Source organism: Microbacterium sp. (assembly GCF_011620715.1).
GTDB lineage: Bacteria > Actinomycetota > Actinomycetes > Actinomycetales > Microbacteriaceae > Microbacterium.
On the sequence record NZ_WOYP01000023.1, the window covers coordinates 13,834 to 36,346 of the forward strand.

19 protein-coding genes are annotated in these 22,513 nt (G+C 68.8%); 8 read left to right on the top strand and 11 right to left on the bottom strand.

The window, feature by feature from the left end:
- Positions 1 to 9: 9 nt before the first annotated feature.
- Positions 10 to 1,059: an LLM class flavin-dependent oxidoreductase gene (locus QZV84_RS02445; protein WP_292824766.1), complete on the top strand. Its 1,050-nt coding sequence runs from the start codon at positions 10 to 12 to the stop codon at positions 1,057 to 1,059.
- Positions 1,060 to 1,093: 34 nt separating this feature from the next.
- Here the strand turns inward: QZV84_RS02445 and QZV84_RS02450 are convergent, their stop codons facing one another.
- The gene (locus tag QZV84_RS02450; RefSeq protein ID WP_292824769.1) at positions 1,094 to 1,543 is read right to left on the bottom strand and encodes a TIGR03618 family F420-dependent PPOX class oxidoreductase; all 450 of its coding nucleotides are present in this window, start codon (positions 1,541 to 1,543) and stop codon (positions 1,094 to 1,096) included.
- 5 nt (positions 1,544 to 1,548) lie between these two features.
- Entirely contained in the window at positions 1,549 to 2,502 is a 954-nt protein-coding gene (gene pheA, locus QZV84_RS02455) for a prephenate dehydratase (RefSeq protein ID WP_292824772.1), read from the bottom strand.
- A 243-nt stretch (positions 2,503 to 2,745) separates the two neighbouring features.
- Here pheA and pgm point away from each other — a divergent pair, with 243 nt between their 5' ends.
- A complete protein-coding gene (gene pgm, locus QZV84_RS02460; RefSeq protein ID WP_292824774.1) occupies positions 2,746 to 4,386 on the top strand; it encodes a phosphoglucomutase (alpha-D-glucose-1,6-bisphosphate-dependent) in 1,641 nt (546 codons plus the stop codon).
- 13 nt (positions 4,387 to 4,399) lie between these two features.
- Here pgm and QZV84_RS02465 read toward each other — a convergent pair whose 3' ends face one another.
- Complete coding sequence (locus QZV84_RS02465) at positions 4,400 to 5,527, bottom strand: glycerate kinase (protein ID WP_292824857.1); 1,128 nt, start codon at positions 5,525 to 5,527, stop codon at positions 4,400 to 4,402.
- Positions 5,528 to 5,758: 231 nt separating this feature from the next.
- Between QZV84_RS02465 and QZV84_RS02470 the strand changes: the two genes are divergently transcribed.
- Together QZV84_RS02470 and QZV84_RS02475 are read left to right on the top strand one after the other, a co-directional pair.
- Positions 5,759 to 7,486: an AMP-binding protein gene (locus QZV84_RS02470; RefSeq protein WP_292824777.1), complete on the top strand. Its 1,728-nt coding sequence runs from the start codon at positions 5,759 to 5,761 to the stop codon at positions 7,484 to 7,486.
- A 205-nt stretch (positions 7,487 to 7,691) separates the two neighbouring features.
- A complete protein-coding gene (locus tag QZV84_RS02475) occupies positions 7,692 to 8,528 on the top strand; it encodes an alpha/beta hydrolase (protein ID WP_292824780.1) in 837 nt (278 codons plus the stop codon).
- A gap of 53 nt (positions 8,529 to 8,581) precedes the next feature.
- Here QZV84_RS02475 and QZV84_RS02480 read toward each other — a convergent pair whose 3' ends face one another.
- Both QZV84_RS02480 and QZV84_RS02485 read right to left on the bottom strand, forming a co-directional pair.
- Positions 8,582 to 10,873 carry a glycoside hydrolase family 3 C-terminal domain-containing protein gene (locus QZV84_RS02480; RefSeq protein ID WP_292824783.1) on the bottom strand — a complete coding sequence of 764 codons (2,292 nt, stop codon included), beginning with the start codon at positions 10,871 to 10,873 and terminating at the stop codon, positions 8,582 to 8,584.
- 130 nt (positions 10,874 to 11,003) lie between these two features.
- Positions 11,004 to 12,329, bottom strand: coding sequence for an MFS transporter (locus QZV84_RS02485; protein WP_292824786.1), 1,326 nt, complete (start codon positions 12,327 to 12,329; stop codon positions 11,004 to 11,006).
- A 99-nt stretch (positions 12,330 to 12,428) separates the two neighbouring features.
- Here QZV84_RS02485 and QZV84_RS02490 point away from each other — a divergent pair, with 99 nt between their 5' ends.
- On the top strand, positions 12,429 to 13,046 hold the full coding sequence (locus tag QZV84_RS02490) for a TetR/AcrR family transcriptional regulator (protein ID WP_292824789.1): 618 nt from the start codon (positions 12,429 to 12,431) through the stop codon (positions 13,044 to 13,046).
- A gap of 134 nt (positions 13,047 to 13,180) precedes the next feature.
- On the opposite strand, the gene QZV84_RS02495 is transcribed toward QZV84_RS02490, so the two are convergent.
- From QZV84_RS02495 to QZV84_RS02505, 3 genes are read right to left on the bottom strand one after another with little or no spacing between them, the layout of a single operon-like run.
- Positions 13,181 to 14,137, bottom strand: coding sequence for a site-specific DNA-methyltransferase (locus QZV84_RS02495; RefSeq protein WP_292824792.1), 957 nt, complete (start codon positions 14,135 to 14,137; stop codon positions 13,181 to 13,183).
- Positions 14,134 to 15,183 (bottom strand): biotin/lipoate A/B protein ligase family protein, encoded by a 1,050-nt coding sequence (locus QZV84_RS02500; RefSeq protein WP_292824796.1) that lies wholly within the window; start codon positions 15,181 to 15,183, stop codon positions 14,134 to 14,136. The genes QZV84_RS02495 and QZV84_RS02500 overlap by 4 nt, the downstream gene beginning before the upstream one ends.
- 30 nt (positions 15,184 to 15,213) lie before the next feature.
- The gene (locus QZV84_RS02505; protein WP_292824799.1) at positions 15,214 to 16,065 is read right to left on the bottom strand and encodes an alpha/beta hydrolase; all 852 of its coding nucleotides are present in this window, start codon (positions 16,063 to 16,065) and stop codon (positions 15,214 to 15,216) included.
- A 104-nt stretch (positions 16,066 to 16,169) separates the two neighbouring features.
- Here QZV84_RS02505 and QZV84_RS02510 point away from each other — a divergent pair, with 104 nt between their 5' ends.
- The 3 genes from QZV84_RS02510 to QZV84_RS02520 all read left to right on the top strand — a co-directional run bounded on the left by QZV84_RS02510 (position 16,170) and on the right by QZV84_RS02520 (position 18,711).
- A complete protein-coding gene (locus QZV84_RS02510; protein ID WP_292824802.1) occupies positions 16,170 to 16,613 on the top strand; it encodes a MarR family transcriptional regulator in 444 nt (147 codons plus the stop codon).
- 65 nt (positions 16,614 to 16,678) lie between these two features.
- Positions 16,679 to 18,112, top strand: coding sequence for an MFS transporter (locus tag QZV84_RS02515; protein WP_292824805.1), 1,434 nt, complete (start codon positions 16,679 to 16,681; stop codon positions 18,110 to 18,112).
- Positions 18,113 to 18,318: 206 nt separating this feature from the next.
- A complete protein-coding gene (locus QZV84_RS02520) occupies positions 18,319 to 18,711 on the top strand; it encodes a DUF5684 domain-containing protein (protein ID WP_292824808.1) in 393 nt (130 codons plus the stop codon).
- A 156-nt stretch (positions 18,712 to 18,867) separates the two neighbouring features.
- On the opposite strand, the gene QZV84_RS02525 is transcribed toward QZV84_RS02520, so the two are convergent.
- The 3 genes from QZV84_RS02525 to QZV84_RS02535 form a co-directional block, all read right to left on the bottom strand.
- Positions 18,868 to 19,713, bottom strand: a complete 846-nt coding sequence (locus QZV84_RS02525; protein WP_292824811.1) for a transglutaminase family protein — start codon at positions 19,711 to 19,713, stop codon at positions 18,868 to 18,870.
- A 60-nt stretch (positions 19,714 to 19,773) separates the two neighbouring features.
- The gene (locus QZV84_RS02530; protein WP_292824814.1) at positions 19,774 to 20,706 is read right to left on the bottom strand and encodes an alpha-E domain-containing protein; all 933 of its coding nucleotides are present in this window, start codon (positions 20,704 to 20,706) and stop codon (positions 19,774 to 19,776) included.
- A 73-nt stretch (positions 20,707 to 20,779) separates the two neighbouring features.
- The gene (locus tag QZV84_RS02535; RefSeq protein WP_292824817.1) at positions 20,780 to 22,513 is read right to left on the bottom strand and encodes a circularly permuted type 2 ATP-grasp protein; all 1,734 of its coding nucleotides are present in this window, start codon (positions 22,511 to 22,513) and stop codon (positions 20,780 to 20,782) included.

The following is a 22,513-nucleotide window of genomic DNA, read 5'->3' on the forward strand; positions in this document are numbered from 1 at the left end:
GCTCTGTGGATGTCAACTTCTGCGCCCGCCCTGTCCGTCCTCGACCTCGTGCCGGTGCGCACCGGGCAGACCAGCGCCCAGGCGGTTGCTTCGTCGCTCGCGCTCGTGGCGCGCGCCGACGAGCTGGGCTACCGCCGCTATTGGTTCGCCGAGCATCACAACATGCCCTCGGTCGCATCGACGACCCCGCCGGTGCTGGTCGCCGCGGCCGCCGCGCGCAGCGAGCGGATCCGCGTGGGATCGGGTGGCGTGATGCTGCCGAACCACTCGCCGCTCGTCGTCGCCGAGCAGTTCGCCGCCCTCGAGGCGCTCGCGCCCGGGCGCATCGACCTGGGCATCGGACGTGCTCCGGGCAGCGACCCGGTGATCACGCAGCTGCTGCGGATGTCGGGCACCACCTCCGACGTGGAGCGGTTCCCCGAGCACGTCCGCGACATCCTCTCGCTCGTCTCGCCCGAAGGGGCGACCGTGCGGTACACGAGCGGCGGAACGTACGACGTGCACGCGACACCGGCCGCCGAAGGCGCTCCCGAAGTGTGGCTGCTCGGCTCGAGCGACTATTCAGCGCGGCTCGCGGCATCCCTCGGTCTTCCCTACGTGTTCGCCAATCACTTCTCGGGCGAGGGACTCGATCGCGCGCTCGAGCTGTACCGCGGCGGCTACCGCGCCTCGGAGGCTCACCCTGAGCCGCAGACGTTCCTGACGATCAACGCCGTTGCCGCGCCCACCGCCGAAGAAGCAGAGGCCCGCGCGCTGCCGCAGCTGCGCATGATGGCGCGGCTGCGCACCGGCAAGGCGCTCGTCGCGCTCGAGACCGTCGAGCAGGCACGGGCGGCGCTCGCCGTCGAGGCCGACGTGCAGACCGAGTCGGTCATGGCTGCGGCGCGCAGCCGCTGGCTGGTCGGCACCGGCAACGAGGTGCGTGCACAGCTGACCGAGTTCGCGTCGCGATACGCAGTCGACGAGGTCATGATCTCGCCGGTCGCGGGGGCATTCGACGGCGAGCCGATGGATGCTGCGCTCGCGCGCGTGCAGACGCTCGAGCTGCTCGCGGCCTGAGCCCGTTCCAGGCCCTGAGCCATGCTCGGCGGACCTACCAGGCGATCAGCTGCAGCGGCGTGATCTCGATGAACACGCTATAGCGCGCGGCCATCTCGGGAAGGGTGAGCTTGAGGCCCGCGAGACCGCCGCGGTACTTGCGCGCGTACTCTGCGCCGATGTCGTCGAGCCAGTCGGCCGTCGGCCGCGGTGACAGCTGCGCCGTACCGCGCAGCACGGTCAGCTGCTCGTGGTCGGCGCCCGCCTCGAGGTGCAGGGCGACGCGGGGGTCAGCGCGCAGGTTGCGCACCTTGACGGTGTTCGGCTCGCTGAGGACGAGCGCGCGGCCATCGTGCCACAAGAACCAGACAGGCACGACGTGAGGGTATCCGTCGCGGCCAGTGGTGCCGATCCACGCGATCTGCTCGGACTCGAGCCGCGCGATCGCGCGAACGTGCACGTCGTTCGACGGCTCGAACACGAATGGGGAGCTTCCGATCGGCATGCCGCTCAGACCTCCGGCTCGCCGCTGACGAGCCCGCGCAGCCAGTCGCGCGCCTCGACGAACACGTCGTCGGAGTACCGGTCGGGGTAATGCACGATCGCCCGGTCGGCGCGCGGATAGGAGCCGAGGAAGATCACCTTCGGGCTGAACCGGCGCAGGCCCAGCAGGGCATCGGCCATGCGCTCGTCCTCGATGTGCCCGTCGGCGTCGATGACGAACCGGTACCGGCCGAGCGAATCGCCGATCGGCCGGGAAGCGAGCAGTGAGAGGTTGATGCCGCGCGTGGCGAACTGCTCCAGCATCTCGAGCAGTGCGCCAGGGTGGTCATCGGGCAGCTCGGCGATGAGCGAGGTCTTGTCGGCGCCGGTCGGCGCGGGCGGCGCGGTCGTGCGGGCGACGAGCACGAACCGGGTGACCGCGTTGGGGTTGTCGCCGATCTTCTCGGCGAGCAGGTCGAGGTCGTGATGCTCGAGGATGCCCGGCGGGGCGATCGCGGCATCCGCATCGCTCGTGCCGTCGAGCAGTCCCACGGCGCTGGCGACATTGCTCGATGCGGGGATGTGCGCGTGGGCAGGCAGAGTCGTGGTGAGCCACTGCAGGCATTGCGCATAGGCGACCGGGTGGGCGGCGATGAGCGAGACAGCTTCGAGTTTCGTGCCGGGACGGGCGACGAGCACGAAGTCGACCGGGACGAGGTATTCGCCCACGATGCGCAGGCCCGGCATCGTGGCCAGGGCGTCCTGCGCGGTCGAGACCCCACCGTCGATCGAGTTCTCGATCGCGATCATCGCGGCATCCGACCGGCCTTCGACCACGTCTGCGAGGGCCTCGCCGACGTTGCGCACCGACTGCCAGGCCTGGTTGCGCGCCTCAGGAACCTGCGCGAGCGCCGCCTCCGTGAATGTGCCGGCCGGGCCCAGGTAGCTGTAGGTGCGGCGAGGGGCGTCAGCTGTGGTCACCCGGATAGCCTAGCCACCGCCACGTTCGGTGCTCCGCCTCGCATCCGTGGCGCCGATCACCGTTGTGGCAACGCGGTCCGGCGCACAACTCCTGCAATCTGTGCGCGCATGCGCCGGATCCGAGGCGAGAGGACCCCCGGGCGGGAAAAAGTGCAGGAGTTGTGCGCCGGGGCGGCGCGGGCATCGAGTCGAACGTGTGCAGTGCAGATGCCGACGAAGCCCAGCAAGGGGCAGACTGGGACCATGAGCCGCGCGGGACAGCCAGCTGAAGCATCCGATCTGATCGACATCGACGAGCTGATCAACGCCTATTACGACCGCAAGCCGGATGCCGGGGTCCCCGAGCAGCGGGTCGCCTTCGGCACGAGCGGGCATCGCGGGTCGTCGCTGAGCACGAGCTTCAACGAGGACCACATCCTCGCCACCACCCAGGCGATCGTGGACTATCGCAACGCCCAGGGCATCGCCGGTCCGCTGTTCCTGGGGCGCGACACACACGGTCTGTCGCTGCCGGCCGAGCGCAGCGCGATCGAGGTGCTCGTGGCGAACGGCATCGACGTGCGCGTCGACGCCCGCGACGCGTGGGTGCCGACACCGGCGCTCAGCCACGCGATCCTCGCCTACAATCGCGGCCGGACGCTGGATGACCCGGGCCGCTCCGACGGCATCGTCGTGACCCCGTCGCACAATCCCCCGCGCGACGGCGGCTTCAAGTACAACCCGCCGAACGGGGGGCCCGCTGACACCGACGCGACCGGCTGGATAGCGGACCGCGCGAACGAGCTGATCGCCGGCGGTCTGGAGGGAGTGCGTCGCACTCCGTTCAAAGACCTCGACGGCGACGGGCTCGGCGAGTACGACTTCCGAGAGGCGTACGTGCGCGACCTCGAGAACATCATCGACATCGCTGCGATCAAGAAAGCGGGTGTGCGCATCGGAGCCGATCCGCTCGGCGGCGCCTCGGTCGAGTACTGGGACCTGATCGGCGAGCACTACGGGCTCGACCTCACGGTCGTCAACCCCGACGTCGACCCGACCTGGCGCTTCATGACGCTGGACTGGGACGAGAAGATCCGCATGGATCCGTCGTCCCCGAACGCCATGGCGTCGCTGGTCGCGAAGCGGCACGACTACGACATCCTCACCGGAAACGACGCGGATGCCGACCGCCACGGCATCGTCACCCCCGACGCCGGGCTGATGAACCCCAACCACTACCTCGCGGTGGCGATCGACTACCTGTACGCGCACCGTCCGGGATGGCCGGCGGACTCGGCGGTCGGCAAGACCCTGGTGTCGTCGATGATCATCGACCGGGTCGCGGAATCGCTCGGCCGGACGCTGCTCGAGGTGCCGGTCGGATTCAAGTGGTTCGTTCCCGGACTGCTGGACGGCTCGGTCGCGTTCGGCGGCGAGGAGTCGGCCGGAGCCTCGTTCCTGCGGTTCGACGGCACCGTGTGGACGACCGACAAGGACGGCATCCTGCTGTGCCTGCTCGCCGCCGAGATCCTCGCGGTGACCGGCAAGACACCCTCGCAGCGTTACGCCGAGCTCGAGGAGACCTTCGGCTCGTCGGCCTACCGGCGCGTCGACGCGCCCGCGACGCCGGCGCAGAAGGCGCAGCTGGCCAAGCTCGCGCCCGAAGCCGTCACCGCGACCGAACTGGCCGGCGAGCCGATCATCGCGAAGCTGTCGCACGCACCCGGCAACGGGGCCGCGATCGGCGGCGTGAAGGTCGTGACCGAGCACGCGTGGTTCGCCGCGCGCCCGTCCGGCACCGAGGACGTGTACAAGCTGTACGCCGAGTCGCTGCGCGGCGAGGAGCACCTGCGCGAAGTGCAGGAGGAAGCCCGCGCGGTCGTGGACGCGGCCCTCGAGGCATAAGCGACGGAGTCCGTCAAGCGAGGGTGCGGGCGAGCGCGGCGCCTGCCTCGCGCAGCCACCGCGCCGGGTCGGCGATCGCGGCCTCACCGCTGCCGGCCAGTTCGGTGAGCGAGACGGATGCCGCGAACGCCGAGGTGTCGGCATCCGGGGCAATTCGCCCCGCGACCAGCGCGACCGGCACCGCCGCCTCGGCGGCGAGCGCGGCGACGTGGGTGGGGGCTTTGCCCGCGGCGGACTGCCCGTCGAACGAGCCCTCACCCGTCACCACGACGGATGCCGCCGCCAACGCTCCGCGAAGGTCGACGAGCTCCGCGACCTCGGCAGCCCCCGGGACGATCCGCGCCCCCCAGGAGAGCAGCCCGAAGCCCACTCCTCCGGCAGCCCCGGCTCCAGGAGTCCGAGGATCGGCGGGCAGCAGCCGCGCGAGCCGGGCCAGGCCGGCATCCGCGCGGAGGACTGCGGCCTCGCCCAGGCCCTTCTGCGGTCCGAAGACAGCCGCCGAGCCGAAGGTGCCGAGCAAGGGGTTCGTCACGTCGCTGAGCACGAGCACGCCTTTCGCGGGCAGGGGGCGAAGCGCCGACAGGTCTGCCGCCGCCACGGTGTCGAGGCCGCGGGCGCCGAGCGGGATCGTGGTGCCGGCGGCATCCGTGAATCTGGCGCCGAGCGCGGTCAGCATGCCCGTGCCGCCATCGGTCGAAGAGCTGCTGCCGATGCCGAGCACGAGTCGCGAGACAGGCTTCTCAAGAACCCCGTGATCGAGGGCGGCCGCGATCGCCTCGCCGAACCCGACCGTGTGCGCGTCGAGCGGGAGCACTCCTGACCCGAGCAGTTCGATGCCCGACGTGGACGCGAGTTCGACGACCGCCGTGCCGTCCGGGGCTTCCGCGGTGGCGGGGAGGAGCAGCCAGGATGCCGCGACCGGGCGTCCGTGCGGACCCGTCACGGTCACCGGCATGCGAGTGCTGTCCGGGATCGCCGCGGCGAACGCTTCGAGCGTGCCCTCTCCGCCGTCGGCCATCCCTCGGGCGAGGATCTCGACCGAGGGATCGACCGTGCGCCACCCGTCGGCGAGTGCCGCGGCCACGTCGGCCGCGGCGATCGACCCCTTGAAGCCGTCGGGCGCGAGGACGACCCTCGTCACGGCACCACTCACGGGGCAGAGTCTACGGGCGCGGAAACCAGCGGCGAGATCGCCGGCAGCGGGTGGTTCTCCGGGCTGGTGCAGGTTGGTCACGGCCAGGTTGTCATGACGTCTGCGCGATGAGATTGGGCGTAGCATCACAGCACCGTGGAAGATCAGCCGAAGGCGCTATCCCGGCCACGGGAGCGGCGAGCTCCGAAACACCATCCGCCTACTCTTCAACGATGAGGAATGACCATGTCGATCAGCCCTGCTGCCGAACGTTTCCGCGCCGCGCGCGATCAGCTTGACGAGCTTCGCGAGGACTACCCGCGAGCGCTCTCGGAGTTCGCGTGGCCGCAGATCGACGGCGCGTTCAACTGGGCGATCGACTGGTTCGACGACATCGCGCGCGGAAATCACGCGCCCGCCCTGGTGATCGTCGAGGAAGGCGGTCAGCGCGTGACGCGGACGTTCGACGAGATGGCGACGCGCTCTGACCAGCTCGGGCACTGGCTGCGGGCGCGAGGAGTCCAAAAGGGGGACGCAGTCCTGCTGATGCTCGGCAATCAGGTCGAGCTCTGGGAGTCGATGCTCGCGCTCACCAAGATCGGTGCGATCATCCTGCCCACGACGCTGGCGATCGGCAGCGACGACCTGCAGGACCGCCTCGAGCGCGGCTCGGTCGCGCACGTGATCGCAGCCGGGGATCATGTCGACAAGTTCACCCTCCTGCCGCAGCAGGTGTCCGGCGTCCGCGTCGGGGACGGCCCACAGGGATGGGCCGATTACGACGAGGCGTTCCGCACTCCTGCCGATCGGATGCCGCACCCCGGCACGCTCGCGACCGACCCGCTGCTGCACTATTTCACCTCCGGCACGACCAGTCGCCCGAAGCTCGTGGAGCACACACACGTCTCCTACCCGGTCGGTCACCTCACGACGATGTACTGGCTGGGTCTGCGTCCGGGCGATGTTCATCTGGCGATCAGCTCGCCCGGGTGGGCCAAGCACGCGTGGAGCTGCTTCTTCGCGCCCTGGATCGCAGAGGCGACGATCTTCGTGTACAACTACGCGCGGTTCAACGCCGATCGGATGCTGGAGACCATCCGCGCCGAGGGGGTCACCTCGTTCTGCGCACCTCCCACTGTCTGGCGGATGCTGATCCAGTCCGACCTCTCCGCCGGTCCCGGTGGGCTGCGCGAGGCCGTCTCGGCGGGCGAACCGCTCAACCCCGAGGTCATCGCCCAAGTGCGCACCCACTGGGGGCTCACCATCCGCGACGGGTACGGTCAAACCGAGATGACCGCAGTGATCGCGAACTCCCCCGGTCAGCCGATCAAAGACGGCGCGATGGGCCGGCCGCTTCCCGGCTGCCCGATCGTGCTCATCGACCCGGTCACCGGAGAGCAGTCCGACGAGGGCGAGATCTGCGTGGATCTGGCACAGCACCCGACGAACCTGATGACCGGATACCTCGCCGATCCGGAGCGCAACGCCGAGGCATCCGCGGGCGGCTACTTCCACACGGGTGACATCGCCGCGCGCGACGAGGACGGCTATCTCACTTACATCGGTCGCACCGACGACATCTTCAAGGCCTCCGACTACAAGATCAGCCCTTTCGAGCTCGAGAGCGTCCTCGTCGAGCACCCCGCGGTCGTCGAGGCGGCCATCGTCCCGGCCCCTGACGAGCTGCGGCTCGCGGTGCCCAAGGCCTACGTCGTCCTGGCCGCGGGCGTCGAGCCGACGATCGAGACCGCGCACGACATCCTGCTGTACGCCCGCACCCATCTCTCGGCGTACCAGCGCATTCGGCGAATCGAGTTCTTCGACCTGCCCAAGACCATCTCCGGCAAGATCCGCCGTGTCGAGCTCCGCCAGCGCGAGGAGCGCATCCACCGCGGCGAAGAGTCCGCCCACGAATGGCGGGACGATCAGATCCGCGACGCCCCGATCGAAGGCGAAGCAGGATCATGAGATCTCGGCCTCTGTGGACATCCACCGGGCCGACACCACACGTCTCACCCCCTGAACGGCGCACCCCCTGAACGGCGCAGAGCCGGCCTCCGCCGGGACCCATAACCTCCCGACGCGCGGGCCGCAACCCCCTGGCGGGTAGCATTCGACCGCGCGTAGCTTCGTAAGGTGCGGGGCATCCGAGCCTCGGACGGAGGGAGCGAAGGTGGCCTACATCACCGTCGGCACCGAGAACTCGACGGACATCCGACTCTTCTACACCGATCAGGGCAAGGGTCAGGCGGTCGTGCTGATCCACGGCTTCCCGCTCAACGGGGAGTCCTGGGGTAAGCAGCAGTCCGTGCTGCTCGACGCGGGTTATCGGGTGATCGCATACGACCGTCGCGGGTTCGGGCAGTCGAGCAAGACCCGCAGCGGGTCGGACTACGACACCTTCACCGACGATCTCGGCGCCCTGATGCACACCCTCGATCTCGAGAAGGTGGTGCTCGTGGGGTTCTCGATGGGCACGGGCGAGGTCGCGCGGTACTTCACGCGCTACGGCAGCGAGCGAGTGGCCAAGGCGGTCTTCCTCGGCTCCCTCGAGCCATACGTGCTCAAGACCGATGACAACCCCGACGGAGCCAGCCCGCAGAAGTTCTTCGACGGCGTCGCGGCATCGGTGCGCGCGGACCGCTACGCGTTCCTCACCGGCTTCTTCAGGGACTTCTACAACCTCGACGACAACCTCGGCTCGCGCATCTCGCAGGAGGCGCTCGACGCCAGCGTGCAGACGGCGAACAGCGCCGGCAACGACGCGATCGCCGCCGCACCGCTGACCTGGCCGACCGACTTCCGCGCAGATATCGAGAAGATCGACGTCCCTGCTCTCATCGTGCACGGCACGGCGGATCACATCCTGCCCATCGAGGCGACCGCGCGCCGGTTCAAGGACCTGTTGCCCGATGCGACCTACGTCGAGATCGATGGGGCGCCGCACGGGATGCTGTGGACCCACGCCGACGAGGTCAACGAGGCGCTGCTCGGATTCCTGGAGTCCTGACCCCAAGCGTCAGCTGACCCGCATCGCACGCGCGACCTCCTGAGCCGCGGGCGCTACGACTGCGGCGCGTTCGCCATCGCCAGCAGCTGGTCGATCATCTCCGGTGAGAAGTCCTCGCCCGCCATCATGCCGATGCGGCCGATCGGGAACGAGTTCATCATCCTCATCATGTCCACACCCTCGGGCATGATCGAGGCCGCGCCGTCCATCGTGCTCATCATCTGCGTCAGGGCAGCCTGCACGATCGGGCCGGCGACCGGGTGGGCGAACACCTCGCCGAGCGAGGACTCCCGCGTGAGCGGCAGCGATACCGCGTCGCCCTCGACCGTGACCGAAGCCGACGAGCGGAGGTCACGGCTCGAGGCCGCGACTTCGACCAGATACGAGCCACCCTCGACGACCCACCGCTGCGCGGCGACATGCCAGTACGCGAGGTCTTCGCGACGGACGGTGAGCACGATCTCGCGGCTCTGGCCCGCGGCGAGGGCGACTGAAGCGAACGCCTTGAGCTCGCGCACCGGCCGCCGCACGGTCGAATCGGCCAGCGAGGTGTACACCTGCACGACCTCGCGGCCATCGCGGGTGCCGGTGTTGGTCACCGTCAGGCACACGTCGATGTCGCCGTTCGCGTCAACGGATGCCGCGGCATCCCCGTACGCGAACGTCGTGTACGAGAGTCCATGCCCGAAGGGGTATGCGACCTCGATGTCGCGCGCGTCATACCAGCGGTAGCCGACGAAAAGGCCCTCGCCATAGCGCACGTGGCCGTCCATCCCCCCGAAGTCGAGGAAGGACGGGGTGTCCTGAAGCCGCAGCGGGATCGTCTCGGTGAGCTTCGCGGAAGGGTTGACCGCGCCGTAGAGCACGTCAGCAGTCGCGCCGCCCCCGGCCTGGCCGAGCAGCCACGCCTCGAGGATCGCGGGCACGCGGTCCGCGAACGGCAGCGCGACGACGCCGCCGTTCGAGAGCACGACGACCGTGTTCGGGTTCGCCGCGAGCACAGCGTCGAGCAGCGCGAGCTGGTCGGCGGGCAGGTCGATGTGCTCGCGGTCGTAACCTTCGGACTCGGCCGCCTCGGGCAGTCCCAGGAACAGCACCGCGACGTCCTTGGACCCGGCGAGCTCGACGGCGGCGGCGCGCAGCTCGTTCGCGTCGGCGGTGTCGCGCGGGCTCACGGTGTACCCCTGGGCGAAGAACGTGTTGTCGTGGCCCGCGTAGCCGCTGATCTCATCGAGCGCGTTGTCGAGCCGGGTCGGGTTGATCTTCGACGACCCGGCGCCCTGGTATCGCGGCTTCTCGGCGAACGCGCCGATCACCGCAACCGAGGCGGCCGGGCTCAGCGGCAGCAGGTCGCCGTCGTTCTTCAGCAGCACGATGCCGCGCCCCGCCGCCTCGCGCGCCAGTGCGTGGTGTGCATCCGCGTCGAGCGGGCCCGTGATCGACCCGGCACCCGCCTGCGACTTGCGCACGAGGTCGAGCACACGCCCGGCGGCGACGTCGAGCACGCTCTCATCGAGCGAACCGTCCCGGACGGCGGCGACGAGCTGCGCGTCGGTGTGGCCGTTCGAGGTCGGCATCTCCAGGTCCATGCCGGCGGCGAGCGAGGGCACACGTTCGTTGACGGCGCCCCAGTCCGAGACGACGAGTCCCTCGAAGCCCCATTCGTCGCGCAGCACACGCGTCAGCAGCCACGGGTCCTCCGATGCGTAGACGCCGTTGATGCGGTTGTACGAGCACATGACCGTCCACGGCTGCGCGTCCTGCACGGCCCGCTGGAATCCGCGCAGGTAGATCTCGCGCAGCGGCCGCTCGTCGACGTCGCTCGACGCGCGCATGCGGTCGTTCTCCTGATTGTTCGCCGCGAAGTGCTTGAGCGAGGCACCCACACCCTTCGACTGGATGCCGCGCACCAGGCCGGCGCCGAGCACGCCCGAGACGATCGGGTCTTCGGAGAGATACTCGAAGTTGCGCCCGCACAGCGGCGAGCGCTTGATGTTGATGCCGGGGCCGAGCAGCACAGCGACGTTCTCGATCGCCGACTCGACTCCGAGCGCCTCACCGACGCGCTCGGCGAGCTCGGCATCCCACGACGCACCCAGACCGACCGCCGGCGGGAAGCACGTCGCGGGGACGCTCTCGGCGAGACCCAGGTGGTCGGCCGAGCCCGCCTGCTTGCGCAGACCGTGCGGGCCGTCGGTGAGCATGATCGCCGGAATGCCCACGCGTTCGACCGCCTTGGTCGTCCAGAAGCTGCCGCCGCTGGTGAGCGATGCCTTTTCTTCGAGGGTCAGTTCGGCGATGTTTTCGGCGGTGCTCGGGGGCAGGGTCTGCGTGGTGTCGGTCATGTGCGCTCCAGTTTCGTGCGTGTGTTCGGGAGGAGAAGTCGGGGTCGGTGGGTTCAGGAGCCCGCGCCAGCGCGCTCTCGGCGGTGGAGGAACCACCGGTGCGCGTTGATGAGCGTGCGCTGCCACACCATCAGCGGGTTGCCTTGATCGGCCAGACCGCGAACGCACCGAGAATGCTCAGCACGATGCCGACCGGGAACAGACCGGCGAAGCCGAACGCGAGCACGATCGCACCCGCCACGGCGGGAGCAAGCGTCTGCGGCAGCGTCGCGGCGATGTTCACGACGCCGAGGTCCTTCGCGAACGACTTGGCAGAGGGCAGCACTTCACTCATCAGCGCGGTGTCCACGGCTTGGAACATGCCGAAGCCGAGTCCGGCGATGAAGCTCATGATCATCCACGCCTCCAAGGTCGGTGAGATCCACGGCAGCAGCATCGCAAGGCCCATGGCGACGGAGGAGCCGAAGACGAAGGGCTTGCGACGGCCGATCTTGTCGGACAGCGGCCCCGAGACGACCGTCGCGATGAGGATGCCGGCGAGGGTGATCAATCCGACGACCGGGATGACAGCCTGCGGGGACTCGACCTTCAGGTAGTCGGTGAGGATGAACAGCTGGTACCCGGTGATCGCGAAGTAGCCCGTGTAGAGCAGCAGGCGACCGGTGAAGGCCCAGAAGAAGTCGGGGTACTTGATCGGATTGACCCAGAAGGTACGAAGGAAGTCGGGGAAGCTGAAGGGCTCGCGGGGCAGCTCCGTGCTCGGGTAGTCGGGGTTGAAGATCACGAACAGAGCCAGCACGACGACCGAGATCACCGCGAAGGTCACATAGCCCGCTGCGATGCTGTTGAAGAACAGCGACCCGATCACCTGGCCGCCGATCGCCCCCACCATGAGGCCGATACCCGACAGTGCCGCGAAGGTGCCACGGCGGGAGACGGGAACTCGGTCGGGCATGACCGCGCTCAGCGGACCCTGCGCGAAGTTGTAGGAGATCTGCACGAGCGACCAGGCGATCGCCACGCCGACGAGGGTGTTCGCGAACGCGAGACCTACCAGCGACAGCGCACCGGCGAGAGAGCCGATGACGATCCAGGGCGCGCGGCGGCCGAATCGGGTGCGCGTGCGGTCGGAGATCTGACCGGCGACCGGCTGGGCGACCATCGCCAAGAACGCGCCGATCGTGGCGACGATCGCGAGGTTGGCGACCTTGTCGGCTTCTCCGAACTGCACGGTGATCTGCTGCGGGAGCAGGATGGCCGGAACTGCTCCCCAGACCAGGAAGATGCCGAGGTTGGCGGGGACGATCCAGCCCAGAAGCCGGCGCACGCCCTTGATGGGGGGAGGCGGGTCGTCGTTTCCGGCGGCGGTGGCGACGAAACTGTTCTCCGTCAGGGGCGAGGAGAGGTCGGTCTCGGGTGCGGACGACGGGATGTACGAATCAGACGGCAGTGTCATGGCGATCCTCGATCTTCGGGACGGCTCTGCATCGAGCCCATAGAAACCTTACGACACTAGGTTTTCAAAATCAAGTGCCGTTCGGTTTAGTCTGGAGGCATGGCACAGCGAGGTTCCTACGCCAAGGGCGTGGCCAAGCGCGAAGAGATCCTCGAGCGCGCCCTCGAGGTGATCGCCCGCGAGGGCTACCGCGGCGCCTCGATAAAGGAACTCGCCGAGGCTGTCGGGCTCAGCCAGGCGGGACTGCTGCACTACTTCGACAGCAAGGAAGAGCTCTTCACCGAGATCCTCCGCAAGCGTGACGAGATCGATGTGGTCCACTACGGCCCGGTGCCGCCCGCCGGCACCGATGCCGTCGACCTTCGTTCCGCCTACGTGGGAATCATCCGCCACAACAGCGATGTGCCCGGATTGGTGCAGCTGTTCTCACGGCTCTCGGTCGATGCCGCCGATCCCGAGCACCCCGCCCACAAGTACTTCATCGAGCGCAACGACAATATCCGGCGGGTCTTCCAGACCGCGCTGGCCCAGCAACAGGCAGCGGGTGAGCTCACCGACCGCGTCGATGCGGCCACGCTGGCACGCGTGTTCCAGGCCGTCGCCGATGGACTGCAGATCCAGTGGATGCTCGATCCGAGCGTCGATATGGCGGCCACGGTCGAGGCACTGTTCGAGGCCCTGACCACCGCGCCCGCGAACAACGGCAGCACCCCGTGACGCAGCATCCCGACTCGTTCGTGACCATCGCCCCGGGTCGGGTCAGCGGAGTCATCAGCGTCGCGTCAGGCATCGCGGCGCAGGACCTCACGAGGTGGAGCGCACTCGCGGCCTGACGGCGAGGCCGCCGGCCTTCAGACGACCACGCGGGCGTAAGGCATCCGTTCCTGCATCACGGCGATCGCCTCGGGGTTGGTGTCGACCAGAACGGCGTCGCGCCCGAGCGCCGAGGCGACCGCTCCGGTTGTGCCGCTGCCTGCGAACAGGTCGAGCACCCGGTCACCCGGGCGGCTGGATGCCGCGACGATGCGCCGCAGCACCCCCTCGGGCTTCTGCGTCGGATAGCCCGTCTTCTCGCGTCCGGTTGTGGGCACGATCGTGTGCCACCACACGTCGGTGGGAAGCTTGCCGCGCGCAGCCTTCTCGGCGGTGACCAAGCCCGGCGCCATGTAGGGCTCGCGGTCGACCGTCTCGGAATCGAACCAGTACGCAGCGGGGTTCTTGACGTACACGAGGATCGTGTCGTGCTTGGTCGGCCAGCGCTTGCGCGTCTTCGCGCCGTAGTCGTAGGCCCAGATGAGCTCGTTGAGGAAGCATTGGCGGCCGAAGAGCGCATCCATGAGCACCTTCGCGTAGTGCGCCTCGCGGTAGTCGAGGTGCAGGTACAGCGTGCCGTCGTCGGCGAGCAGCCGCCACGCCTGGATGAGCCGGGGCTCGAGGAAGCCCCAGTAGTCGTCGAACCGGTCGTCGTACGTGCGCAGGTCGCCTCGCAGCCGCTCATACTCGCGGCCGTGGAAGCCGCGTCGGACCACCGCGCCGGTCTCTTCGGGTGCGGAACGCAGGACCTCTGGTGCGGATTCTGCTTTCTGAGACGGCAGCAGCCCCGCGGCAGCCGATTCTTCCTGCGTTGCGTCCGCGGCGGGGCGGTACTGGGCGGTCTCGAGCGCTCTGCCCTGCACGCGGCCCGTGTTGAACGGCGGGTCCAGGTAGATCAGGGTGAACGACCCGTCGGCGAACCCGGCGGCCACCGCGAGGTTGTCGCCGTGGTAGATCGTGACCGAGCCTCGTTCCCCAGGCCCCGGATCGCTCACGGAACCCGGTGCAGCCACGGCTGCGTCGCGAACTTGGACTCGACCAGAGCCTCGGCGTCGGCGTACTCGTCGTCGCTGATGGTGCCCGGCACGGCGCCGTAGAGCCTCGCGAACGTGTCGATGAAGCGCTCGATGATGGCCTCGCGCGGCAGCCCGGTCTGACGCCGCAGCGGATCCACGCGTTTGGCTGCCGAGACGGTGCCCTTGTCGCTGAGCTTCTCGCGCCCGATGCGCAGCACCTCGGTCATCACCTGACCGTCCATGTCGTAGCTGAGGGTCGCATGGTGCAGCACTCCCCCGTTCGCCAGCCGCTTCTGGGCGGCACCGCCGATCTTGCCCTGCGGCGAGGCGATGTCGTTGAGGGGCTGGTAGGTCGCCTCGATGCCGAGCGAGCGCAGCGCCTGCAGCACCCATTCATCGAGGAAGGCGTACGAGTCGGCGAAGGTCATTCCGGCGACGAGGGATGCCGGCACATACAGCGAATACGTGACGATCGAGTTCGCGCCCATCATCATGGCGCCACCACCCGAGATACGGCGGACGACGTCGTAACCGTGCCGGGCCGCTCCCTCGGGATCGACCTCGTTGCGATACGACTGGAACGAGCCGATCACGACCGCCGATTCGTTCCACTCCCACAGCCGCAGCGTCGGGCGGCGCAGCCCATCCCCGACCCGGGTGGTGAGCACTTCATCGAGCGCCAGGTTCATCCTCGGCGAGACGGGCCTCTCGTGCACGATCTCCCAGTCGAAATCGCGCCAGCCGGGGGCGGTGACCAGCGCGCGCCGCACGGCCGTGCCGACCGCCTCGGGCGTGAAGCCGAGCAGCTGCGCGCCCTCGGGCAGGGCCGCTCGCACGGCCGTCGCGATGGCAACGGCATCCGATTCGATCGGCAGGCCGTTGACGGCGGCATCGATGTCCTCGAGAGCGCTGTCGGGCTCGAGGAAGAAGTCTCCGGCGAGGCGGAACTCGGCGATCCTGCCGTCGCGCTCCTCGAGGTCGACGACGACCAGCTTTCCTCCGGGCACCTTGTATTCACCGTGCATGGGACTCAGCCTATGCGCGCCGGCCCGCCCTCAGTCGCGAGCGGGAAAGCGCGCGTCGAGCCAGGCGAGGAGATCGGCGCGCACCTTGTCCTGCCCGATCTCGTGGAAGATCTCGTGGCGCATGCCGGGATACACGAATGTCGTCACGTCAGTGAAGCCGGAGCGGGTGCGGTAGGCATCGGCAAGCTTGTGCACGCTGATCGGGCCGCCCACCGTGTCTTCACGACCCACCATGAGCAGGGTCGGGATGTCGCGGCCGAGGTTCTTCTTCGGCTTGCCCATCAGCCGGGCGGCATCGACCGGCCCGAAGAGCGTGAGCAGCGGCGTCGACGTCGTGAGCGGATCGTCGAGGAATGCCTGGCCGACCGAAAGGTCGGTCGAGAGCCACTCGGTCCCCATCGCGTCCTTGTGCTTCCACGGGCCGTTGAGGTCTCCTGAGTTGAGCGAGCCCGGCCAGCGCAGGGCCGAACCGCTCAGGATCACCGCGTCGTAGGCGTCGGGGTGGTCGTTGACCAGCATCTGGGCGAGGAATGATCCCCACGAGTGACCGAGCAGGATCAGGGGCAGACCCGGGTTCTCGCCGCGGATGAGCTCGGTGAACTGCCACACCGCCGCGAGCGTCGCCGGAAGTCCGCCCGGTCCGAGCTTTCCGAGCTTGGTCGGATCATCGCCGTGCTGCTTGAGCCCGGTGCGGCCGTGGCCGCGATGATCGTCGGCGTACACGGAGTATCCGGCGGCGGTGAGGGCGTCGATCAGGGCGACATAGCGCCCGGCGTGCTCCCCGACGCCATGGGCCAGCTGCACCACACCTCGCGCAGCGGCCTGGGCGGGGTGGACGTCGTAGACGATCGCGATGCCGTGTGCATCGATGAACTCGGGCATGGGGCCGAGTATAGGTTCCCTCGACCCGACGGATGCTTCGCGAGAAGAGCCGGCTGAAGACCCTGAATATCCTTAGCAAGGATAATGAACTATGCTAAGTATCAATGACCGAGAACGCAGCATCCCCCCACGACCTTTCGCGCGAGGCATCCGATCTGCGTATCGCCACGTTCCGGCTCGCCCGTCGCATGCGCACGCACCGCGCCGTCGACTCGATGAGTGACGGCCAGTTCGCCGTCCTCGCGGGCCTGTTCATCCACGGCCCGCACACCCTCACCGCTCTCGCCGACCGCGAGCGCGTCTCGGCCCCGGCGATGAACCGCACGGTGAACTGCCTGCAGGATGCCGGGTACATCACGCGCAGCGCGGACGAGCGCGACGGCCGTAAGGTCGTCATCGACCTCACCGACGAAGGTCGGGCTGTCGTGGACGAGACCGCGCGCCGCCGCGACGCCTGGGTCGAGGAGGCCCTCGCCGAGATCGAGCCCGACGAACGCGAGGTCCTCACGAAGGCCGCCGCGATCATGCAGCGGATGGTTGCCCGATGATCCCCTCGTCCCCTTCACGCGCCGCCGGCGCGTCGGGCCGAGCTTCCGGTCGGGGCGCCCCGGCCATGTTCCGTTCGTTCTCAGTGTTCAACTACCGCGTCTGGTTCACCGGCGCGCTCGTGTCGAACATCGGGGCCTGGATGCAGGCGACCGCGCAGAACTGGGTGGTGCTCACCGAGCTCACCGACAACGACGCCGCCGCGATGGGCGCCACGATGGCGCTGCAGTTCGCACCGCAGCTCCTGCTGGTCGGCGTGACCGGCTGGGTGGCCGACCGCTTCGATCGCCGCAAGCTGCTGATGGTGACGCAGGGCATCCTGCTGCTGCTCGCCGTCGCGCTCGGCGTCATGATCCTCACGGGCATGATGACCCTGCCGATCATGTACGGCTTCGCGCTCGCGCTCGGGGTCGTCACGGCGTTCGACAACCCCGCGCGGCAGGCTTTCGTCTCCGACGTCGTCACCCGCGAGAACGCCTCGAACGCCGTCGCCTTGAACGCGGCATCCTTCAACGGAGCCCGCATGATCGGTCCCGCGGTCGCCGGCGTGCTCATCGTCGCGGTCGGCACCGGCTGGGTCTTCCTGGTGAACGCGGTCACGTTCCTCGGCATGATCGTCGCGCTCGTGCTCATCCGGCCCCACGAGCTCGTGCCGCGCGTGCACACCGCCGGCGCCTCGCGCCTCGCCGACGGATTCCGGTACGTCGGCCGGCGCCCCGACCTGATCGTGATCTTCGCGATGGTGTTCCTGGTCGGCGCGTTCGGCATGAACTTCCCGATCTTCGCATCGACGATGGCCCTCGAGTTCGGGCGGGATGCCGACGGGTTCGGCCTGCTGAGCTCGATCCTCGCGATCGGTTCGCTGGCAGGAGCGCTGCTGGCCGCACGGCGCGACCGGGCGCGACTTCGGGTGGTGGTCGGAGGCACGCTGCTGTTCGCCGTAGCGGCCGGGGTCTCGTCGATCATGCCCGGCTACTGGGCATATGCCGCGACACTCATGTTCACCGGCTTCGCCGTGGTCACCATGCTCACGACCGCGAACGGCTATGTGCAGACCACGACCGACCCCGCCCTGCGCGGGCGCGTGCTCGCGCTGTACATGGCGATCCTGATGGGCGGCACCCCGATCGGCGCGCCGATCGTGGGCTGGGTCGCCGCTGAGTTCGGGCCGCGCATGGCGATCCTCGTGGGCGCCGCTGCCGCGCTGGTCGCCTTCGCGATCGGATCGATCTGGCTGCTCGCCTCCGGGCGCGTGAAGCGCGACGAGTCGCGGAGATTCCGCCTGACGATCGACGAGACACTGCCCCTGCGGGTCATCGCCCCGGCGCCCGCAGAGTTCTCGGCGGAGCTCGCCTCGACGGCCCCGATCCGCCTGCCGGACGCTCCCGACCGCGCGGGGCGCAATCCCTCCCTCGGGGCGCAGGTTTCACGCCCCAGCGGCAGAACCGCGCCCCAGACCCCGGTCGCCAAGCGCGCGAGCGCCCCTGTCGCGCGTCCGTAGCGGCAGGGACCAGCAGCGCTGCGGGCGCTTCGGGGCGCGGCACGATGACTTCGACCGAGGCTGCCGCGCGGTCACGGCCGAGATGAGCTCGGAGGCGGTTGCCATGTGCGAGGCGATCGCGGATGCCGCAGCATCCGCTTCGCCGCCCTCACCGCGCATGACGGGCCTGACGCACAGAGAACTCGCAGACCCCTATGCTAAGCGACATGACCCCTTTCACATCAATCACTCAGCAAGCTGACGTCACCGCCCTCCAGACCACGTACGGCATCATCGGCCTCATCGTCTACATCATCACCGTCGTCGCCCTCTGGAAGGTCTTCACCAAGGCGGGCTACCCGGGCTGGCTTGCCATCATCCCGATCGTGAACCTCTTCATCCTCGTCAAGATCGCCGGATTCTCGGCCTGGCTGGGACTGCTGTACCTGATCCCGATCGTCAACCTCATCTTCCACATCATCGTGTCGCTGCGCGTCGGCAAGGGCTTCGGCAAGGGAGCCGGCTTCTCGATCTTCCTGCTGTGGCTGTTCTCCTTCATCGGCTACCTGATTCTCGGATTCGGCTCCGACACGTACGACAAGGCACGCATCGCCGCGTGACGCTCTGATCGCCCTGGGCGCGTCCGGCCGCCAGGCCGGGCGCGCCCTTCCTCCGCCTGCGGCGACCACGGCATCCCGAGTGCACGACCTGACTTCGACTGCACGGGCTGGGCGCGGCGCGAAGCCGTGCACTCGGCGCGGGGGTGCCGCGACCGGCTACGCCTCGCGCGTGATCGTCACCTTCACGTGCAGCTGGGACTTGGACGGGCCCGCGTACACACCGCGCAGCGGGGGCACATCGTTGTAGTCGCGGCCGCGGCCGACGAGCACGTGACGGTCGCCGATGTCGATGTTGTTGGTCGGGTCGAAACCCTGCCAGTCGCCCGCGAACCACTCGACCCAGGCATGCGACTCGCCCGTGACGGGAACGCCGACATCGGCATCCGGTCGCGGGTGCAGGTAGCCCGAGACGTAGCGGGCCGGGATGCCGACCTCGCGGAGCGCGCCGAGGGTGATGTGCGCGATGTCCTGGCAGACGCCCTTGCGCGCGTCCCACGCCTCGGCCGCGGTGGAGTGCACGCCGGTGATGCCGTGCATGTACTCGACGGCGTTGCCGATCGCCATCGAGATCCCCTGCGCCGCCGCACCGGGACTTTCGTGCTGCGCGGCGATCGACCGGGCGATCTCGGCGACCTCGGGATGCGGCTTGGTGCGCGCGCTCTGTCCCATCTGCTCGACAGTGGCGATCGACCGGGCGGCCTCGGCGTTCAGCTGGTCCCACGAGATGTCGGGGTGCGTCATCGGGCGCGGTCGCACCTCGACGAGCGAGCGCGCCGAGATCGTCAGCGAGGCGTGCGGTGACAGCACGTCGAATGCGGCCACCCGGGTGCCGAAGTAGTCGACATACTGGTTGACCGACGTCGACGGCTCGATCTCGAGCGACGAGCTCAGCACGAACTGGCTGTCGGTCGAGTTCGGCAGCATCCTGGCCTCGTTGTAGGACGCCGAGACATCGCCCTCGTAAGAGAAGCCTGTGGTGTGCTCGATGCGGAGTCTTTTCACGATCTCTGCTCCCGCGGTTTCACGGTTGTCGCCTCAGCGGTCGGTGAGCGTGTCGAACCATCACGAGATCTCTCCGATCCAGCTGGGTTCCGCCTGCGTCGGGAAGAAGCGGGCCTTGATCGCCTCGGATGCCTCACGCGTCACCTTCTGGACGCGCTCCATGTGCTCCGGCAGCTCCCCCAGGATCTCGCTGACCGGTCGGTACTCGAGATCGTTGCGGATCTGCCCGAGCGCTCGCAGCACCGTGTTGGAGTGGCCGACGCGGTCGGCGCGCGGATCGATCGCGCTCATGCAGTCCTCCGCGCGGGAGATCGAGTAGATGATCGAGCGCGGGAACAGTCGGTCCAGCAGCAGGAACTCCGCGGCGTTCTTGGCGCTGGGCATCCCGCGATACGTGCGCAGATAGGCCTCGTACGCGCCGCACGAGCGCAGGATCGTCGTCCACGATGGGCCGGATGCCTCGGTGAGCGAACGTGTCGCGAGCAGCCGCGCGGTCATGTCGGCGCGCTCGATGCTGCGGCCGAGGGTGAAGAACTGCCACGCCTCGTCACGGCTGGTCGACGAATCGACGATGCCGACCGCGAGCGCCGAGCGCTCCCGCACCCACTGGAAGAAGCCGTGCACCTTGTCGGTCTGCAGGCGGCGCGGCATCCGGGAATTGGTCGTGTTGAGCGTTTCCCAGAGTTCCGTCGAGACGATCTCGCGTGCCCGACGGGCGTTCTCGCGTGCCGCTGTGAGTGCGTAGGCGATGGATGCCGGATTCCCCCGGTCGACGGCGAGCTTGGCGAGCACGTCATCACGCCGGACGATCTCGCCGGGCGCGGGCGGCTGGGACCCCATGACCAGCAGAAGCGACCGGCACGCGGTGTCCTCGTCGATCCAGGGGTCCTCGAGCAGCAGTTGGAGGTGCACGTCGAGGATGCGCGCCGTTCCATCGGCACGCTCGATGTAGCGCCCGATCCAGAACAGGCTTTCGGCGATGCGACTCAACACGACGGGAGACCCTTCTCCGCGGCGGTTCCTGAGTAGCGCGCGCAGCGCGCGTATCGAAGGGCGGCGATGCGACTCAACACGACGCACCGGGGGCGGTCGGCACTTCGGTGGTCGAGCGAGCGGAGCCGGACGAAACGCGGTGCGAATGCTGCGACTGCTGTTGCTGCTCCTGCTGTTCGATGCGCGAGCGGGGGCGGTCCTGCGGCGAGTGGGCCGGTGCGGGCTGGCCGTCGTAGATGATCGGGATCGCGGCGGTGACGGTCGCCGCCTGGTCGGCGACGAGGCCCGCGAGTCCGCTGCCCTGCCCGTATTCGACGTGCGAGGGGGCCGAGCCGCCGACGATCCAGGTGTCCTTCGACCCGCCGCCCTGACTGGAGTTGACCACGAGCTGGCCCTCCGGAAGGGCGACGCGGGTGAGGCCGCCGGGCAGCACCCAGACCTCCTCGCCGTCGTTCACGGCGAACGGGCGCAGGTCGGCGTGGCGCGGCCGCATGCCGTCCTCGACGAGTGTCGGGATGGTTGAGAGCATGACGACCGGCTGCGCGATCCACCCGCGCGGGTCGGCGAGCAGGCGCTGGCGCAGCGCTTCGAGCTCGGCCGGCGAGGCGTCCGGGCCCACCACGAGGCCCTTGCCGCCCGATCCGTCGACGGGCTTGATCACGAGCTCGGGCAGGCGGTCGAGCACCTCTTCGAGCGCGCCCGGATCTTCGAGCCGCCACGTGTCGACATTCTTGAGGATCGGCTCCTCCGCCAGGTAGTAGCGGATGAGGTCGGGCACGTATGTGTACAGCAGCTTGTCGTCGGCGACCCCGTTGCCGACCGCGTTCGCGATCGTCACGTTGCCCAGCCGAGCGGCGAGCATGAGCCCGGGCGCACCGAGCATCGAGTCGGCGCGGAACTGCAGCGGATCGAGGAACTCATCGTCGACGCGACGGTAGATCACATCGACGCGCTGCGGGCCGCGCGTCGTGCGCATGAACACCTTGCCGCCGACGCAGAGCAGGTCGCGACCCTCGACGAGCTCGATGCCCATCAGGCGCGCCAGCAGCGTGTGCTCGAAGTACGCGGAGTTGTAGACGCCGGGTGTCAGCACGACCACGTTCGGGTCGTCGATGCCGGCCGGTGCCGAGGCCCGCAGCGCCGCGAGCAGCTTGTTGGGGTAGTCGCCGACCGGGCGCACCCTCATCGAGACGAACAGTTCGGGGAGCGTCTGGGCCATCACCCGGCGGTTCGAGATGACATAGCTGACGCCGCTCGGCACACGGACGTTGTCCTCGAGCACCCGCATCTCGCCGTGCTCGTCGCGGATGAGGTCGATGCCCGACACCTGGATGCGGACGCCGTTGGCGCTGTGGATGCCGGCCGCCTGCCGGTAGAAGTACTGCGACGAGGCGATCAGTCCCGCCGGCAGGACACCGTCGCGCACGCAGTGCTGGCGGCCGTAGGCGTCATCGAGGAAGGCCTCCAGAGCGCGCACCCGCTGCTTGACCCCGGACTCGACGTGCGACCACTCGTCGAACTCGATCACCCGCGGCACGGCATCCAGCGGAAACGGCCGCTCCTCACCGGCGAAGTCGAACGTCACACCCTGGGCGAGGTACGAGCTCGCCAGCGACTCGGTGCGCCCGCGCAGCTCATCCTGGGTCATCTGCGCCAGTGCCTGATAGAGCTCGCGGTAGGCGTCGCGGGACTGTGCAGCCTCTCCCGGAGAGGCCGGCGCACCGAACATCTCGTCGAACGCAGGGATGCCGGATGCCGTCTTGCGAGGCGCCAACGTGGAGCCGTAGCCGTCGAAGAGATCACCCAT

What these genes read in the sequence shown, in the direction of transcription:
- QZV84_RS02510 (WP_292824802.1), top strand. Translation starts at nt 16,170, where the DNA reads ATGACCGAGAACGCAGCATCCCCCCACGACCTTTCGCGCGAGGCATCC.
- QZV84_RS02480 (WP_292824783.1), bottom strand. Translation starts at nt 10,873, where the DNA reads ATGACCGACACCACGCAGACCCTGCCCCCGAGCACCGCCGAAAACATC.
- QZV84_RS02470 (WP_292824777.1), top strand. Translation starts at nt 5,759, where the DNA reads ATGACCATGTCGATCAGCCCTGCTGCCGAACGTTTCCGCGCCGCGCGC.
- QZV84_RS02445 (WP_292824766.1), top strand. Translation starts at nt 10, where the DNA reads ATGTCAACTTCTGCGCCCGCCCTGTCCGTCCTCGACCTCGTGCCGGTG.
- QZV84_RS02450 (WP_292824769.1), bottom strand. Translation starts at nt 1,543, where the DNA reads ATGCCGATCGGAAGCTCCCCATTCGTGTTCGAGCCGTCGAACGACGTG.
- QZV84_RS02515 (WP_292824805.1), top strand. Translation starts at nt 16,679, where the DNA reads ATGTTCCGTTCGTTCTCAGTGTTCAACTACCGCGTCTGGTTCACCGGC.
- QZV84_RS02505 (WP_292824799.1), bottom strand. Translation starts at nt 16,065, where the DNA reads ATGCCCGAGTTCATCGATGCACACGGCATCGCGATCGTCTACGACGTC.
- QZV84_RS02500 (WP_292824796.1), bottom strand. Translation starts at nt 15,183, where the DNA reads ATGCACGGTGAATACAAGGTGCCCGGAGGAAAGCTGGTCGTCGTCGAC.
- QZV84_RS02485 (WP_292824786.1), bottom strand. Translation starts at nt 12,329, where the DNA reads ATGACACTGCCGTCTGATTCGTACATCCCGTCGTCCGCACCCGAGACC.
- QZV84_RS02535 (WP_292824817.1), bottom strand. Translation starts at nt 22,513, where the DNA reads ATGGGTGATCTCTTCGACGGCTACGGCTCCACGTTGGCGCCTCGCAAG.
- QZV84_RS02520 (WP_292824808.1), top strand. Translation starts at nt 18,319, where the DNA reads ATGACCCCTTTCACATCAATCACTCAGCAAGCTGACGTCACCGCCCTC.
- pgm (WP_292824774.1), top strand. Translation starts at nt 2,746, where the DNA reads ATGAGCCGCGCGGGACAGCCAGCTGAAGCATCCGATCTGATCGACATC.
- QZV84_RS02490 (WP_292824789.1), top strand. Translation starts at nt 12,429, where the DNA reads ATGGCACAGCGAGGTTCCTACGCCAAGGGCGTGGCCAAGCGCGAAGAG.